This window comes from Pseudomonas sp. KH_046_2 (genome assembly GCF_057838985.1).
Genome location: NZ_CM174480.1, coordinates 5,177,442 through 5,191,446, shown reverse-complemented (window position 1 = coordinate 5,191,446; position 14,005 = coordinate 5,177,442). Strand labels below are relative to the sequence as shown.

Sequence of the window (14,005 nt, the reverse complement as noted above, 5' to 3'; positions counted from 1 at the left end):
GCTCGTTTTTGAGCTTTCGATAATTTCTACAAGCGAGGAGGATCGCCATGGGCGTGACCAATCGGTTGGCCTGTTACTCCGACCCCGCCGACCACTATTCCCACCGAGTGCGCATCGTACTGGCAGAGAAGGGTGTCAGCGCCGAGATCATTTATGTGGAGGCTGGTCGCCAGCCACCTAAACTGATTGAAGTGAACCCTTACGGCAGCTTGCCCACGCTGGTCGATCGCGACCTGGCGTTGTGGGAGTCGACTGTGGTGATGGAATATCTGGATGAGCGTTACCCGCACCCGCCGTTACTGCCGGTTTATCCCGTGGCGCGTGCCAACAGTCGCCTGCTGATACACCGCATTCAGCGCGACTGGTGTGGTCTGGTGGACCTGATTCTGGATTCGCGGACCAAGGAAGCGGCCCGTGCCGTGGCTCGAAAAGAGCTGCGCGAAAGCCTGACGGGTGTGTCGCCACTGTTTGCCGACAAACCGTTTTTCCTCAGCGAGGAACAAAGTCTGGTGGATTGCTGCCTATTGCCAATACTCTGGCGATTGCCGATTCTGGGTATAGAACTGCCGCGGCCGGCCAAGCCGCTGCTTGATTATATGGAGCGCCAGTTTGCGCGTGAGGCTTTCCAGGCGAGTCTGTCTGGTGTCGAACGCGACATGCGCTAAGGCTTAAGGAGCCGTTATGAACTCCAGTCGACCTTATCTGGTCCGCGCGCTCTATGAGTGGATTGTGGACAACGATTGCACCCCACACATGCTGGTCAATTCCGAGTACCCGTCGGTGCAGGTGCCTCAGGGGTTTGCCAGTGACGGACAGATCGTCCTGAACGTATCGCCACAAGCCGTGCGTCACTTGCACATGGATAACGAGGCGGTCAGTTTCGAAGGGCGCTTTGGTGGCGTACCGCACACCTTGTACGTGCCAATTGCTTCGATCCTGGGTATCTACGCCCGGGAGAATGGCCAGGGCATGGTGTTTGATCTGGAATCGCCGATGGGCGAGGACGACGAGATCGAACCGGATGACGATCTTCCGCCACCCGACAGCGAGCCGCCGCGTCCAAGCGGTCGACCGAGTTTGAAGGTGGTGAAATAAAAAAAGGGTGATCCGCAAGGATCACCCTTTTTTATTCCGCCACCTTCAAACGATGTAGGAGCGAGCCTGCTCGCGATGGGCGTGAACGATGACGCGGGCTGTCTGAATGAGCGCATTCACCGGACGTTTTTCGCGAGCAGGCTCGCTCCTACAGGATGGGGTTCAGTCGATGTACTCGAACAACTTCACAATCTTCTGTACGCCGGAAACGCCTTGTACCAGGTTGGTCGCCTGCGCAGCTTCCTGCTTGGTCAGCAGGCCCAGCAAGTAGACGATGCCGTTTTCAGTGACGACCTTGATGCGCGAACCAGGGATGTTCGCATCGGCGAGCATCTGGGTCTTGATCTTGGTGGTCAGCCAGGTGTCGTTCTGGCGTGCCAGCAACGAGGAGGGTGGCAGGACTTGCAGTTCGTTGTGCACCTGTTTCACGCGCTGGACAGCGGCGGCAGCCTGTTCGGCCTTGGCCTTGAGGTCGGCGCGTGGCGTTTGCCCGGCGAGCAGCACGACACCGTTGAAGCTGGTGACGACGATGTGCGAATCCTTGTCCAGAGCCGGGTCGGCCTTGGCGATGTTCACGCCGACCTTGGTGTCGATCAGGGAATCGTCGATCTTGCTGCCCAGTGTGCGAGTGCCGCGGTCATCTTCAATCGGTGCTTCACGGCTGGCAGTCACCACCGAGGTGCAGCCGCTGATGCCGAGGCACAGGGTCAAGGCCAGTAGGCCAAGGCGATTAGGGGTCATTCTTCACTCCCGAACAATTGGCTGTCGATCAAGTCGCAAAGGCAGTGGATCGCCAGCAGGTGGACTTCTTGAATACGAGCGGTGACGTTGGCCGGTACGCGAATCTCGACGTCCTCGGGCAACAGCAGCGACGCCATGCCGCCGCCATCACGCCCCGTCAATGCTACGACAATCATTTCGCGATCATGTGCGGCCTGGATCGCTTGAATTATGTTGGCCGAGTTGCCGCTGGTGGAGATAGCCAGCAACACATCGCCCGGTTGGCCGAGTGCACGGATCTGTTTGGAGAAGATTTCGTTGTAGCTGTAGTCGTTGGCGATCGAGGTGATCGTCGAACTGTCGGTCGTCAGGGCGATGGCCGGCAGGCTCGGGCGCTCGCGCTCGAAGCGATTGAGCAGCTCGGACGAGAAGTGCTGGGCATCGCCGGCAGAGCCACCGTTGCCGCAGGAAAGCATTTTGCCTTCGTTGAGCAGGGCGTTGACCATGACCTGGCTGGCTTGCTCGATGTGCGGTGCAAGTACTTCCATCGCCTGTTGCTTGGTGTCGATACTGGCCTGAAAAAGCTGGCGAATTCGCGATTGCATGTCCATCTGTGTGACCTTAAGTAGCGCGGCTGTTCGGCACATGAATGTGCAGCCCGCAAAGCAAAGAGCAAAAGTGTTGGGTGATAGTGTCCGGTTCGCAATGCCGGCGATCAGCCGTCGAAGGCATTCTGTAGCCAGTTCAATTGATCGAGGTTGCTGTCGATGGCAATCACGTCGAAGCGGCAAGGGGAATTGGCCCAGCGCGGCTCGCGCTGAAGAAAATATTGCGCGGCGAAAATCAGTTTTTGCCGTTTGCGCTCATCGATGCTATCGAGCGCGCCACCCCATTGAGTGTTTTTTCTGTAGCGGACTTCAACGAATACTACTGTATCGCCATCTAGCATGACCAGATCAAGCTCGCCGCGTTTACACAACCAGTTCTGCGCCAGCAGGCGCAGACCCTGTTGTTGAAGATGCTCGAGCGCATGGCGCTCGGCATCCTTGCCGCTTTGCTGGCGTGACCTTTCGGGCATCAGCGAGCGGTATCCGGCAGGCGCTGAACCTGGCCATTGGCGAACTCGGCCCATGGCAACTGGCGCACGACCCGCTGGCTCTGAGACATGCCAAGGCTGCCCGACTCACCGTCGATGCGGCTGTCCGGCAGTGACTTGAGCTGGCCCAGGCGTGGCGCCAGTCGATAGGCGTCCACACCCATGGCATACAGGCGCCCCAGGCTGCCGGCGGCTTGTGGCCACTGGGCGGTGACCTGGCGGCGCAGTGGATCATTGGCGTCCAGCAACCATGGCGTCTCGCAGAAGCGAATGCCATTCATGTCGTTGTACTGGTTGACGTCACCGCTGGCGCTGAACACGTGGGAGGTGGCGTAGACCGGAACATCGCCCGCGTACTGGAAGTTCAGGGTCGGTTTGATCTGCTGGGCCTGTTGCGGTGTTGCAGCGAGGAAAATGAACTCGATGTCCTGGCGGCGCGATGGCTGGGCAGCCACTTGCGAGCCAACGGTGCTTTGCAGGCTCTTGGCGCGACCTTCGCTCTGGCGCAACTGGAACATGTCGGCAATCTGTTGGGCCAACTGGACCGGCTGGTCGACGCGTTCGGTGGCGACGATGGTGCCGCCATTGGCTTGCCAATCCTGGCTGAACGCCTTGAGCACGCGGTCGCCCCATTCACCTTTCGGCACCATGATGGCTGCGCGATGCAGGCCGTCGGCGCGAGCGCGGCGCGACACTTCGCGGGCTTCGTCTTCAGCGGCAAGACCGAACTGGAACAGCTGCGCTGGGCCTTGATCACCCTCGCTGTAGTTCAGTGCCAGGGTGGTGATCGGCAATTGCGGGCGAGTGCTCAGCTGTTTGACCAGCGGCTTCTCCAGCGGGCCAACGACCAGTTGCACGCCATCGGCCTGGGCCTTGCGGTAGAACTCGTCCATGGAGGTCAGGCGCGAGCTGTCATAGAACTCGATGGCGGGTGGTTTCTGCCCGGCCTGTTGGGCCTGGTAGTGAGCGGCCATGAAGCCGTCGCGCAGCGCTTTGCCAACCGAGGCCAGTTGGCCTTCCTGAGGCAGCAGCAGGGCGATCTTGCTCAGGGGCTGGCTGGCCAGCTCCTTGAGTTGGGTCAGTGGCTGCGGCAATTGAACGGCTGCCGGGTGCTTCGGATTCTGCGCGCGCCAGTTGTCGATGGCGGCTTGTTGCTGCTCCAGGGTGCCGGCGGATTTCACGGCCAGTGCCAGGGCCATCCAGCCGCCGAGATCGTCGGTGGTGTTTGGCTGCAACTGATTGGTCGGCAGCGAAGCGATCAGGGTCCAGATGGCTTCATGGTTTTTGCTCGCGGCTTCACCTTCGAGCATCGGGGCGATGAAAATGCGCTGGCGAGCGGCGGCGAGGGTCTGGCCATCGGCTTCAAGTGCGCGGGCGTGAACGGTGCCGGTGCGGACCTGTTGTTCGTCGGGCAGTTCGCTCAAGTATTGCAGGCTTGGGTGGCTCAAGGCGGCCAGTGCGGCCTTGGGCTGATTGCGGGTCATGGCCAGTTCAGCCGCCAGGGTGTTGGCGAAAACCTGTGGGCCCGGCTTGAGCTGTTCGACAGGAACCTGTTGCAGGATTTGCGCGGATTGGCCGGCATTACCCTGGCGATAGGCCAGGTCGGCAGCGCTCAAGCGCAGCAGGGCGGCATCTTCCGGTGATTTGCTTTGGGAGGCCTTCTCAAGCAGTTGCTCGATACTGGCGTCCGGTGTCCGTGGAAGTTCGCCAAGGCTGGACGAGGGCGAGCTGGCGCAAGCCGCCAGCAAGGCAGCGAGGCAGAGGGCAGATAACAGCCGCAGGCAAGCGATCATGTAAGCGTTCCTGATACTCGATCAAATTAGCGTGGAATTGTACCCAAGCACTGGCCGGGGCGCGATGTTACTGGCGTGAATCGATCAATTTAGCTGGTGTAAATGTTGCGCCAGCGCACAAACGGTCACCGATACCTCGTTTGCTTGCGGGTATCGTGAGTCTCGCTACGCGCTACAATGGCGACTTTTACCGATCATGAGGTGTGCGCTTTGACTGCTCCAGGTGCTTTGAATTCCGCTGCTGGCTCGCTTTATGTGGTGGCGACGCCCATCGGCAACCTGGATGACATCAGTGCGCGGGCGCTGAAGATTCTGCGTGAAGTGGCCCTGATCGCTGCGGAAGACACCCGTCATTCCCAGCGCTTGATGCAACACTTCGGCATCTCGACGCCATTGGCGGCCTGCCATGAGCACAACGAGCGGGATGAAGGTAGTCGCTTTATCACTCGCCTGCTTGCCGGTGACAATGTGGCGTTGATCTCGGATGCCGGGACACCGCTGATTTCCGATCCGGGTTATCACCTGGTACGGCAGGCCCGGGCGGCGGGCATCAATGTGGTGCCGGTTCCGGGTGCCTGCGCGTTGATTGCAGCGCTGTCGGCGGCGGGGCTGCCTTCCGATCGTTTCATCTTCGAAGGGTTTCTGCCGGCCAAGGCGGTGGGGCGGCGTGCGCGTCTCGAGCAGGTAAAGGAAGAGCCTCGCACATTGATCTTCTATGAGGCCCCGCATCGCATCCTTGAATGCCTGCAGGATATGGAGCTGGTGTTCGGTCCTGAACGCCCGGCGCTGTTAGCCCGTGAGCTGACCAAGACCTTTGAGACCCTCAAGGGGCTGCCGCTGGCTGAGCTGCGCGAGTTCGTCGAGTCGGACAGCAATCAGCAGCGCGGCGAGTGCGTGGTGCTGGTGGCGGGCTGGTCTGCGCCCGAGGAGGAAGGTGCTGTCAGCAGTGAGGCGATGCGCATCCTCAACCTGTTGCTCGAAGAAATGCCGCTCAAGCGTGCGGCGGCTTTGGCAGCGCAAATCACCGGCGAGCGAAAGAATGTGCTGTACCAGATCGCGCTGGATCAGCAGAAGGGCGAGTAAAACCCGACGCACAGGCGTGCTCAATGGCGCTTGGCGCTTGTTCTTCGGGCGCTGTGCCGGTAACCTTCGCGGCGGAGAGTCGATCGGACAGTCGCTGCCCTCTATGAAAATTAGGGGGGGGAGGAAAGTCCGGGCTCCATAGGGCGAAGTGCCAGGTAATGCCTGGGAGGCGTGAGCCTACGGAAAGTGCCACAGAAAATAACCGCCTAAGCGCTTCGGCGCCGGTAAGGGTGAAAAGGTGCGGTAAGAGCGCACCGCACGTCTGGCAACAGTTCGTGGCTAGGTAAACCCCACTTGGAGCAAGACCAAATAGGGTCCCAAGGCGTGGCCCGCGCTGGGACCGGGTAGGTTGCTAAAGATGTCCAGTGATGGCCATCGTAGACGAATGACTGTTCAAGACAGAACCCGGCTTACAGATCGACTCTCCACCTTTTTCTTTCCTCTGCTTGAATCATTGAGCGGGGGGGGGGTAGGTGATAGCAATTTCCCTCCTTGCACAAGCGTCGGGAGAAGTGGTTTTGTGATATCGATTGGCCCGCGCTTGTAGTGATCGCATAAACTCCACGCAGCACCGGTTTCCCTCCTTACACAATCATCCGCAGAACCTCTTTTGTAATACCAAAAAAATCTTACTCTTAATAAATTACTTTAACTTTCGAACGCAGCCTTCTGTGCTGATTCAAGTTATCGGTCAGTTTCATCTGCCGGATTCTCGTTACCTCTCCGTTAATGCTCCTAAATCTCAGTTCTGTAAGGGTTTTCCTTTACTCCGCGCCTTGACGGTGTGGTGGGCGCATTCCTATAGTGTGCACAAGTGGCGGAAAGTGGCATGAAGTGGGTTTTTTGAACTCAAAACGCTAGAATTTGGAGAAACGCCGACGTGTTTCGCGGAGCCAACGCTATCAGTCTCGATGCAAAGGGCCGTCTCGCAATGCCGAGCCGGTACCGTGACGAGCTCGATTCGCGCAGCTCCGGTCAATTGATCGTGACAATTGATGCCGTTGATCCTTGTTTGTGTGTTTACCCCCTCGATGAGTGGGAAATTATTGAAACCAAACTGCGCGCACTGCCTTCGCTTCGCGAAGAGAACCGCCGCCTGCAACGTTTACTGATTGGTAATGCCGTCGACCTCGAGCTCGATGGCAGTGGTCGTTTTCTGGTTCCGCCGCGTCTTCGTGAATATGCCAAGTTGGATAAGCGCGCGATGTTGGTAGGCCAACTGAACAAGTTCCAATTGTGGGACGAGGATGCCTGGAACGCGGTTTCTGCCGCTGACCTGGCTGCCATTCAACAACCGGGCGCGATGCCTGATGAACTGCGTGATTTGATCCTGTGACTATTGATAGCGGCTTTAACCACATCACCGTACTGCTTGACGAAGCCGTCGAGGCTCTCGCCGTACGTCCTGATGGCTGCTATCTGGACGGCACGTTCGGGCGCGGCGGACACAGCCGGTTGATCCTCAGTCAGCTCGGTCCCGATGGTCGGTTGCTCGGATTCGACAAAGATCCACAAGCGATTGCCACCGGGCAGACGCTAGCGGCCGAAGACGGCCGCTTTGTCGTTGTGCAGCGCAGCTTTGCCGAGCTCGGTTCGGAAGTCGCCGAACGCGGTCTGGCCGGCAAGGTCAGCGGCGTTCTGCTGGATCTGGGCGTGTCTTCGCCACAGCTCGACGACCCTGAGCGCGGCTTCAGCTTCCTCAACGACGGTCCGCTGGACATGCGCATGGATCCGTCCCGTGGCATCAGCGCCGCCGAATTCGTCAATACCGCTCCCGTGGAAGAAATCGCCCGGGTGTTCAAGGAATACGGCGAAGAGCGTTTCTCCGGCCGCATGGCCCGTGCCGTGGCCGAGCGCCGCGACATCAAGCCATTCGAGCGCACCGGTGACCTGGCGGAAGTCCTGAAGGTCGCCAACCCGGCGTGGGAAAAGGGCAAGAACCCTGCAACCCGCGCGTTCCAGGGATTGCGTATTCACGTCAACAACGAACTGGGTGATCTGGAAACCGGCCTCGAAGCCGCGCTGGAATGCCTGGAAGTGGGCGGTCGTCTGGTGGTGATCAGCTTCCATTCGCTGGAAGACCGTATCGTCAAACTGTTCATGCGCAAGCTGGTCAAAGGCGAAGCCGACAACCTGCCGCGCAACCTGCCGGTTCGGCATGTCGCCTTCGAACCGAAAATCAAAGTCCATGGCAAAGCGCAGACGGCCTCCGACGCCGAACTCAAAGCCAACCCACGTTCCCGTAGCGCAGTCATGCGCGTGGCGGAGAAGCTGCGGTGAGCAGGCTTTTCGCCAAGCCATTGCCCGGCGGAAGCTTCTTCATGCTGCTGCTGTTTGTCGGCGTGCTCGTGTCGGCCATCGGCGTGTCCTACAGCGCGCACTGGAACCGTCAGCTATTGAATTCGCTGTACAACGAACTGAGTGTGCGCGACAAGGCGCAGGCGGAGTGGGGCCGGTTGATTCTGGAACAGAGCACCTGGACCGCCCACAGCCGTATCGAAGTGCTGGCCACCGAACAATTGAAAATGCACATCCCCGGTGCCGCTGACGTGAAGATGGTGGCGCCATGATGAAACTCGAAGGCGCGCTCTTCCCGTGGCGGTTCCGTCTGGTGCTGGGTTTGCTCGGCATCATGGTGGCCGCGATTGCCTGGCGCATCATCGATTTGCAAGTGGTCGACCGTGCCTTCCTTAAAGGCCAGGGCGATGCCCGCAGTGTTCGTCATATTCCAATTCCGGCTCACCGTGGTCTGATCACCGACCGCAACGGCGAGCCGTTGGCCGTGAGTACACCGGTCACCACCCTTTGGGCCAATGCCAAGGAAATGCAAACGGCCAAAGAGAAGTGGCCGGCACTCGCGGCTGCCTTGGGACAGGACCCGAAAGCCCTGGCCGAACGTCTCGAAGCCCAGGCCAACAAAGAGTTCATTTACCTGGTGCGCGGGCTGACCCCGGAGCAGGGCCAGGCTGTGCTCGATCTGAAAGTGCCGGGTGTCTATGGCATCGAGGAGTTCCGGCGGTTTTATCCTGCCGGCGAAGTCACTGCTCATATGGTCGGGTTTACCGACATTGACGATCACGGTCGTGAAGGCGTCGAACTGGCCTACGACGAATGGCTGGCCGGGGTCCCTGGCAAACGTCAGGTGATCAAGGACCGGCGCGGCCGGCTGATCAAGGATGTGCAAGTCACCAAAAACGCCAAGGCCGGAAAGCCCTTGGCGTTGTCCATTGACCTGCGCCTGCAATACCTGGCCAACCGCGAATTGCGCAACGCGATCATCGAGAACGGCGCCAAGGCCGGCAGCCTGGTGATCATGGACGTGAAGACCGGCGAGATTCTCGCGATGGTCAACCAGCCGACCTACAACCCGAACAACCGCCGCAACCTGCAGCCGGCGATGATGCGTAACCGCGCGATGATCGACGTGTTCGAGCCAGGCTCGACCATGAAAGCGATCTCGATGAGCGCCGCGATCGAAACCGGCCGCTGGAAACCGAGCGACACCGTCGAGGTGTATCCGGGCTCCTTGCAGATTGGCAAGTACACCATCAAGGACGTATCGAAGACCGAAGGTCCGGTGCTCGACTTGACCGGCATCCTGATCAACTCCAGTAACGTCGGCATGAGCAAGGTCGCGTTCGATATCGGCGGCGAAACCATTTTCCGTCTGGCGCAGAAAGTCGGCCTTGGCCAAGACACCGGCCTGGGCTTCCCGGGCGAGCGCGTCGGCAACCTGCCGAACTACCGCGAATGGCGCAAGGCAGAAACCGCCACGCTGTCCTATGGCTACGGTATCTCCGTGACCGCGATCCAGTTGGTCCACGCCTTCTCGGCCTTGGCCAACAACGGTCGCCTCGCACCGCTGACACTGATCAAGACCGACAAGGCACCGCAAACCACTCAGGTGCTGCCGGAGGCGGTCGCAAAAACCATGCAAGGCATGCTGCAACAAGTGATTGAAGCCCCGCGCGGTGTGTTCCGTGCGCAGGTGCCGGCGTATCACGTGGGCGGCAAGTCGGGTACTGCGCGTAAAACCTCGGTTGGCACCAAGGGTTACGCCGAGAACTCCTACCGTTCGCTGTTCGCCGGTTTCGGCCCGATGAGCGATCCGCGTTACGCCATAGTGGTCGTAATTGACGAGCCGACCAAGGCCGGTTACTTCGGTGGCCTGGTTTCCGCGCCGGTGTTCAGCCGCGTGATGTCGGGCACCCTGCGCCTGATGAACATTACGCCGGACAACCTGCCACCTACTCAACAAGCGAACGCAACACCGGTCGTTCCGCTGAAAGCCAATGGAGGGCGCGGCTGATGTCTCTGAGCCTGAACAAGATTTTCCCTCACGCCGGCCACGATCTGCTGATTCGTGAACTCGCCCTGGACAGCCGCAAAGTGCGCGCGGGCGATCTGTTCCTCGCCGTGCCGGGCGGGAAATTCGATGGGCGCGCGCATATTGCCGACGCCTTGCAGCGCGGTGCTGCCGCGGTGGCCTATGAAGTAGAAGGCGCCACGGTCCTGCCGATCACTGAAGTGCCGCTGATTCCGGTCAAAGGTCTGGCGGCTCAGCTGTCGGACATCGCCGGGCGTTTTTATGGCGAGCCGAGCCATCACCTGAACCTGGTGGGCGTGACCGGTACCAACGGCAAGACCAGCGTGACTCAATTGGTCGCCCAGGCACTGGACCTGCTCGGCCAGCACTGCGGCCTGGTTGGCACACTCGGTTCCGGTTTCTATGGCGCGCTGGAAAGCGGCCTGCACACCACGCCGAATCCGATTGCCGTGCAAGCGACCCTGGCGGACCTGAAAAAGGCCGGCGCCAAAGCCGTGGCGATGGAAGTTTCTTCCCATGGCCTGGATCAGGGCCGTGTGACTGCACTGGCGTTCGATGTGGCGGTGATGACTAACCTGTCCCGCGATCACCTGGATTACCACGGCACCATGCAGGCTTACGGCGAAGCCAAGTCCAGGCTGTTTGCCTGGAATGATTTGAAATGCCGCGTGGTCAACCTCGACGACGGGTTTGGTCGGCAACTGGCCGCCGACAAGTGCGAGTCGCGGCTGATCACCTATAGCCTGGAAGATTCCAGCGCCTATCTGTACTGCCGCCAGGCGCAATTCGACGACGAAGGCGTGCGCGCCACGCTGGTCACGCCACAGGGCGAGCACCACTTGCGCAGCACCTTGCTCGGTCGCTTCAACCTGAGCAATGTCCTGGCGGCGGTCGGCGCGTTGCTCGGTCTGGATTACGCCCTGGACGAAATCCTCAAGGTGTTGCCGAAGCTTGAAGGTCCTGCCGGTCGCATGCAGCGTCTCGGCGGAGGTTCGCAGCCGCTGGTGGTGGTCGATTACGCCCACACCCCGGATGCCCTGGAAAAAGTACTGCTGGCCCTGCGTCCACACGCCAAGGGCCGGTTGCTGTGCCTGTTCGGCTGTGGCGGCGACCGCGATCGCGGCAAGCGTCCGTTGATGGCCGAAGTGGTCGAGCGCCTGGCCGATGGCGTGCTGGTCACCGACGACAACCCGCGTACTGAAGACCCTGCAGTGATTTTCGATGACATCCGCGCCGGTTTCACGGCTGTGGATAAAGTGGAATTCGTTGCCGGTCGTGGTCAGGCGATTGCCCGCCTGATCGCCAGTGCCTCGGTGGATGACGTGATTGTCCTGGCCGGTAAAGGTCACGAGGACTATCAGGAAATCAACGGCGAGCGCCATGCCTTTTCCGATCTGGTCGAGGCCGATCACGCCTTGACCGTGTGGGAGGTGGCCCATGCTTAAGGCCTTGAAACTGAGTGAACTGACCGGTGCGCTGAATGCTCGCCTGGTTTCCGCCGATGCCAGCTTCGACGGCGTCAGCATCGACAGCCGCGCGATCAAGCCGGGCCAACTGTTCATTGCCCTGACCGGTCCGCGTTTTGACGGTCATGACTATCTGAATGAAGTCGCCGCCAAGGGCGCCGTGGCTGCGCTGGTCGAGCGTGAAGTCGCCGGCAGCACGCTGCCGCAGTTGCTGGTCAGCGACACTCGCCAGGCCCTGGGTCAGTTGGGCGCGCTGAATCGTGCCGCCTACACCCATCCGGTCGCGGCCATCACCGGTTCCAGCGGCAAGACCACGGTCAAGGAGATGCTTGCGAGCATCCTGCGTACGCGCGGTGCAGTGCTGGCCACCCGTGGCAACCTGAACAACGACCTCGGCGTGCCACTGACTTTGCTCGAACTGGCGCCGGAACACAGCGCTGCCGTGATCGAACTGGGTGCTTCGCGTCTGGGCGAAATTGCCTACACCGTCGGCCTGACCAGGCCGCACGTGGCCATTCTCAACAATGCCGGGACCGCCCATGTCGGCGAGTTCGGCGGTCCGGAAAAAATCGTCGAAGCCAAGGGCGAGATCATCGAAGGGCTGGATGCCGATGGCGTCGCCGTTCTCAATCTCGACGACAAGGCATTCGGTATCTGGAAGGCCCGCGCCGGTGATCGCAAAGTGCTGACGTTTGCGTTGAGCAATTCCAGCGCCGATTTCTACGCCAGTGACCTGGCCACTGATGCTCGTGGTTGCCCGGCGTTCAACCTGCACAGCCCTGAAGGTGTGGAGCGCGTTCAACTGAACCTGCTCGGCACCCATAACGTCGCCAATGCCATGGCCGCCGCCGCCGCCGCTCATGCCTTGGGTGTGTCGCTGTTCGGCATCGCCACCGGCCTCGGCGCGGTGCAACCGGTCAAGGGGCGCACCGTCGCGCAACTGGCCAGCAACGGCATGCGCGTGATCGATGACACTTACAACGCCAACCCCACCTCCATGTGCGCTGCTGTTGATATACTGGCCGGCTTTTCCGGTCGCACCGTCCTGGTGCTCGGGGATATCGGCGAGTTGGGCGAATGGGCGGAGCAGGGGCACCGCGACGTGGGCGAGTACGCCTGTGGCAAGGTTTCTGCGCTGTACGCCGTCGGGCCAATGATGGCTCACGCCGTGAACGCATTCGGTCCACAGGCTTTTCACTTCAGCACGCAGGCTGAGCTGATCAAGGCCCTGGGCGCCGAGCAAGATACAAACACCACCATTTTGATCAAGGGGTCGCGCAGCGCTGCGATGGAAAACGTCGTCGCCGCCTTGTGCGGGTCCAGTCTGGAGAAACATTAATGCTGCTGCTGCTAGCGGAGTATCTGCAACAGTTCTACAAAGGCTTCGCGGTCTTCCAGTACCTGACCCTGCGCGGGATTCTCGGTGTACTGACCGCGCTGGTCTTGTCACTGTGCTATGGCCCATGGATGATCCGTACGTTGCAGAACCGTCAGATCGGTCAATCCGTTCGCAACGACGGCCCGCAGTCGCACCTGTCCAAGTCGGGTACACCGACCATGGGCGGCGCGCTGATTCTGTCGTCCATCGGTGTCAGCACCCTGCTGTGGGCTGACCTGAGCAACCGTTACGTCTGGGTCGTGTTGCTGGTGACCCTGCTGTTCGGCGCCATCGGCTGGGTCGACGACTACCGCAAGGTCATCGAGAAAAACTCCCGCGGGCTGCCAAGCCGCTGGAAGTATTTCTGGCAGTCGGTGTTCGGTCTGGGCGCGGCGGTCTTCCTTTATATGACTGCCGCCACGCCGGTGGAAACCACGCTGATCCTGCCGATGCTCAAGGACTACAGCATTCCGCTGGGCGCCGGTTTCATCGTCCTGACCTACTTTGTGATCGTCGGCTCGAGCAACGCGGTCAACCTGACCGACGGCCTCGACGGCCTGGCGATCATGCCGACCGTGATGGTCGGCGGTGGCCTGGGCATTTTCTGCTACCTGTCGGGTAACGTGAAGTTCGCCGAATACCTGCTGATTCCTTACGTACCGGGCGCAGGCGAGTTGATCGTGTTCTGTGGTGCACTGATCGGAGCCGGCCTGGGCTTCCTCTGGTTCAACACCTATCCGGCACAAGTTTTCATGGGTGACGTCGGCGCACTGGCGCTGGGCGCGGCCCTGGGCACCATTGCGGTGATCGTCCGTCAGGAAATCGTCCTGTTCATCATGGGCGGCGTGTTCGTGATGGAAACCCTGTCAGTCGTCATTCAGGTCGCCTCTTTTAAACTGACCGGTCGCCGTGTATTCCGCATGGCACCGATTCACCACCACTTTGAACTCAAGGGCTGGCCCGAGCCGCGTGTGATCGTCCGTTTCTGGATCATCACCGTGATTCTCGTGCTGGTCGGCCTTGCCACCCTGAAGCTGAGGTAGAAAC

The 14,005-nt window shown here is 60.3% G+C and carries 14 protein-coding genes and 1 other RNA gene; 11 read left to right on the top strand and 4 right to left on the bottom strand.

Translation table 11 applies throughout. From position 1 onward, the window contains the following. Window positions 1-47: 47 nt before the first annotated feature. On the top strand, window positions 48-665 hold the full coding sequence (locus tag AC3IX1_RS23515) for a glutathione S-transferase N-terminal domain-containing protein (protein WP_007972581.1): 618 nt from the start codon (window positions 48-50) through the stop codon (window positions 663-665). Window positions 666-681: 16 nt separating this feature from the next. After that, a complete protein-coding gene (locus AC3IX1_RS23510) occupies window positions 682-1,095 on the top strand; it encodes a ClpXP protease specificity-enhancing factor (RefSeq protein WP_007998247.1) in 414 nt (137 codons plus the stop codon). Between the two features lie 162 nt (window positions 1,096-1,257). On the opposite strand, the gene AC3IX1_RS23505 is transcribed toward AC3IX1_RS23510, so the two are convergent. From AC3IX1_RS23505 to AC3IX1_RS23490, 4 genes are all read right to left on the bottom strand, one after another. Next, entirely contained in the window at window positions 1,258-1,836 is a 579-nt protein-coding gene (locus AC3IX1_RS23505; RefSeq protein WP_008045952.1) for a BON domain-containing protein, read from the bottom strand. Further along, entirely contained in the window at window positions 1,833-2,426 is a 594-nt protein-coding gene (locus tag AC3IX1_RS23500; RefSeq protein ID WP_007972584.1) for a phosphoheptose isomerase, read from the bottom strand. The genes AC3IX1_RS23505 and AC3IX1_RS23500 overlap by 4 nt, the downstream gene beginning before the upstream one ends. Before the next feature lie 104 nt (window positions 2,427-2,530). Next, on the bottom strand, window positions 2,531-2,893 hold the full coding sequence (locus AC3IX1_RS23495; protein WP_489388779.1) for a YraN family protein: 363 nt from the start codon (window positions 2,891-2,893) through the stop codon (window positions 2,531-2,533). Beyond that, window positions 2,893-4,704, bottom strand: a complete 1,812-nt coding sequence (locus AC3IX1_RS23490; protein ID WP_489386001.1) for a penicillin-binding protein activator — start codon at window positions 4,702-4,704, stop codon at window positions 2,893-2,895. The genes AC3IX1_RS23495 and AC3IX1_RS23490 overlap by 1 nt, the downstream gene beginning before the upstream one ends. A gap of 177 nt (window positions 4,705-4,881) precedes the next feature. On the opposite strand from AC3IX1_RS23490, the gene rsmI reads away from it, so the two are divergent. The 9 genes from rsmI to mraY all read left to right on the top strand — a co-directional run bounded on the left by rsmI (window position 4,882) and on the right by mraY (window position 14,001). Then, the gene (rsmI, locus tag AC3IX1_RS23485) at window positions 4,882-5,787 is read left to right on the top strand and encodes a 16S rRNA (cytidine(1402)-2'-O)-methyltransferase (protein ID WP_162130270.1); all 906 of its coding nucleotides are present in this window, start codon (window positions 4,882-4,884) and stop codon (window positions 5,785-5,787) included. Between the two features lie 75 nt (window positions 5,788-5,862). After that, an RNA gene (gene rnpB / locus AC3IX1_RS23480) (RNase P RNA component class A) lies at window positions 5,863-6,216 on the top strand. Between the two features lie 451 nt (window positions 6,217-6,667). Next, on the top strand, window positions 6,668-7,123 hold the full coding sequence (gene mraZ, locus AC3IX1_RS23475; protein WP_007917012.1) for a division/cell wall cluster transcriptional repressor MraZ: 456 nt from the start codon (window positions 6,668-6,670) through the stop codon (window positions 7,121-7,123). Then, the gene (gene rsmH, locus AC3IX1_RS23470; RefSeq protein WP_007972589.1) at window positions 7,120-8,067 is read left to right on the top strand and encodes a 16S rRNA (cytosine(1402)-N(4))-methyltransferase RsmH; all 948 of its coding nucleotides are present in this window, start codon (window positions 7,120-7,122) and stop codon (window positions 8,065-8,067) included. The genes mraZ and rsmH overlap by 4 nt, the downstream gene beginning before the upstream one ends. Next, window positions 8,064-8,357, top strand: coding sequence for a cell division protein FtsL (gene ftsL, locus AC3IX1_RS23465; RefSeq protein ID WP_056726225.1), 294 nt, complete (start codon window positions 8,064-8,066; stop codon window positions 8,355-8,357). Before rsmH ends, ftsL begins: the two co-directional genes overlap by 4 nt. Further along, window positions 8,357-10,096 carry a peptidoglycan D,D-transpeptidase FtsI family protein gene (locus tag AC3IX1_RS23460; protein WP_489388778.1) on the top strand — a complete coding sequence of 580 codons (1,740 nt, stop codon included), beginning with the start codon at window positions 8,357-8,359 and terminating at the stop codon, window positions 10,094-10,096. The genes ftsL and AC3IX1_RS23460 overlap by 1 nt, the downstream gene beginning before the upstream one ends. Further along, window positions 10,096-11,559, top strand: coding sequence for a UDP-N-acetylmuramoyl-L-alanyl-D-glutamate--2,6-diaminopimelate ligase (locus AC3IX1_RS23455; RefSeq protein WP_489386000.1), 1,464 nt, complete (start codon window positions 10,096-10,098; stop codon window positions 11,557-11,559). The genes AC3IX1_RS23460 and AC3IX1_RS23455 overlap by 1 nt, the downstream gene beginning before the upstream one ends. Next, on the top strand, window positions 11,552-12,919 hold the full coding sequence (locus tag AC3IX1_RS23450; protein WP_489385999.1) for a UDP-N-acetylmuramoyl-tripeptide--D-alanyl-D-alanine ligase: 1,368 nt from the start codon (window positions 11,552-11,554) through the stop codon (window positions 12,917-12,919). The genes AC3IX1_RS23455 and AC3IX1_RS23450 overlap by 8 nt, the downstream gene beginning before the upstream one ends. Next, window positions 12,919-14,001, top strand: a complete 1,083-nt coding sequence (gene mraY / locus AC3IX1_RS23445) for a phospho-N-acetylmuramoyl-pentapeptide-transferase (protein WP_008045924.1) — start codon at window positions 12,919-12,921, stop codon at window positions 13,999-14,001. Before AC3IX1_RS23450 ends, mraY begins: the two co-directional genes overlap by 1 nt. Window positions 14,002-14,005 lie beyond the last annotated feature (4 nt).

Bases quoted from the DNA above. Each gene is read 5' to 3' on its own strand.
- AC3IX1_RS23515 (WP_007972581.1), top strand. From the start codon at position 48: ATGGGCGTGACCAATCGGTTGGCCTGTTACTCCGACCCCGCCGACCAC.
- AC3IX1_RS23510 (WP_007998247.1), top strand. From the start codon at position 682: ATGAACTCCAGTCGACCTTATCTGGTCCGCGCGCTCTATGAGTGGATT.
- AC3IX1_RS23505 (WP_008045952.1), bottom strand. From the start codon at position 1,836: ATGACCCCTAATCGCCTTGGCCTACTGGCCTTGACCCTGTGCCTCGGC.
- AC3IX1_RS23500 (WP_007972584.1), bottom strand. From the start codon at position 2,426: ATGGACATGCAATCGCGAATTCGCCAGCTTTTTCAGGCCAGTATCGAC.
- AC3IX1_RS23495 (WP_489388779.1), bottom strand. From the start codon at position 2,893: ATGCCCGAAAGGTCACGCCAGCAAAGCGGCAAGGATGCCGAGCGCCAT.
- AC3IX1_RS23490 (WP_489386001.1), bottom strand. From the start codon at position 4,704: ATGATCGCTTGCCTGCGGCTGTTATCTGCCCTCTGCCTCGCTGCCTTG.
- rsmI (WP_162130270.1), top strand. From the start codon at position 4,882: ATGGCGACTTTTACCGATCATGAGGTGTGCGCTTTGACTGCTCCAGGT.
- AC3IX1_RS23460 (WP_489388778.1), top strand. From the start codon at position 8,357: ATGAAACTCGAAGGCGCGCTCTTCCCGTGGCGGTTCCGTCTGGTGCTG.
- AC3IX1_RS23455 (WP_489386000.1), top strand. From the start codon at position 10,096: ATGTCTCTGAGCCTGAACAAGATTTTCCCTCACGCCGGCCACGATCTG.
- AC3IX1_RS23450 (WP_489385999.1), top strand. From the start codon at position 11,552: ATGCTTAAGGCCTTGAAACTGAGTGAACTGACCGGTGCGCTGAATGCT.
- mraY (WP_008045924.1), top strand. From the start codon at position 12,919: ATGCTGCTGCTGCTAGCGGAGTATCTGCAACAGTTCTACAAAGGCTTC.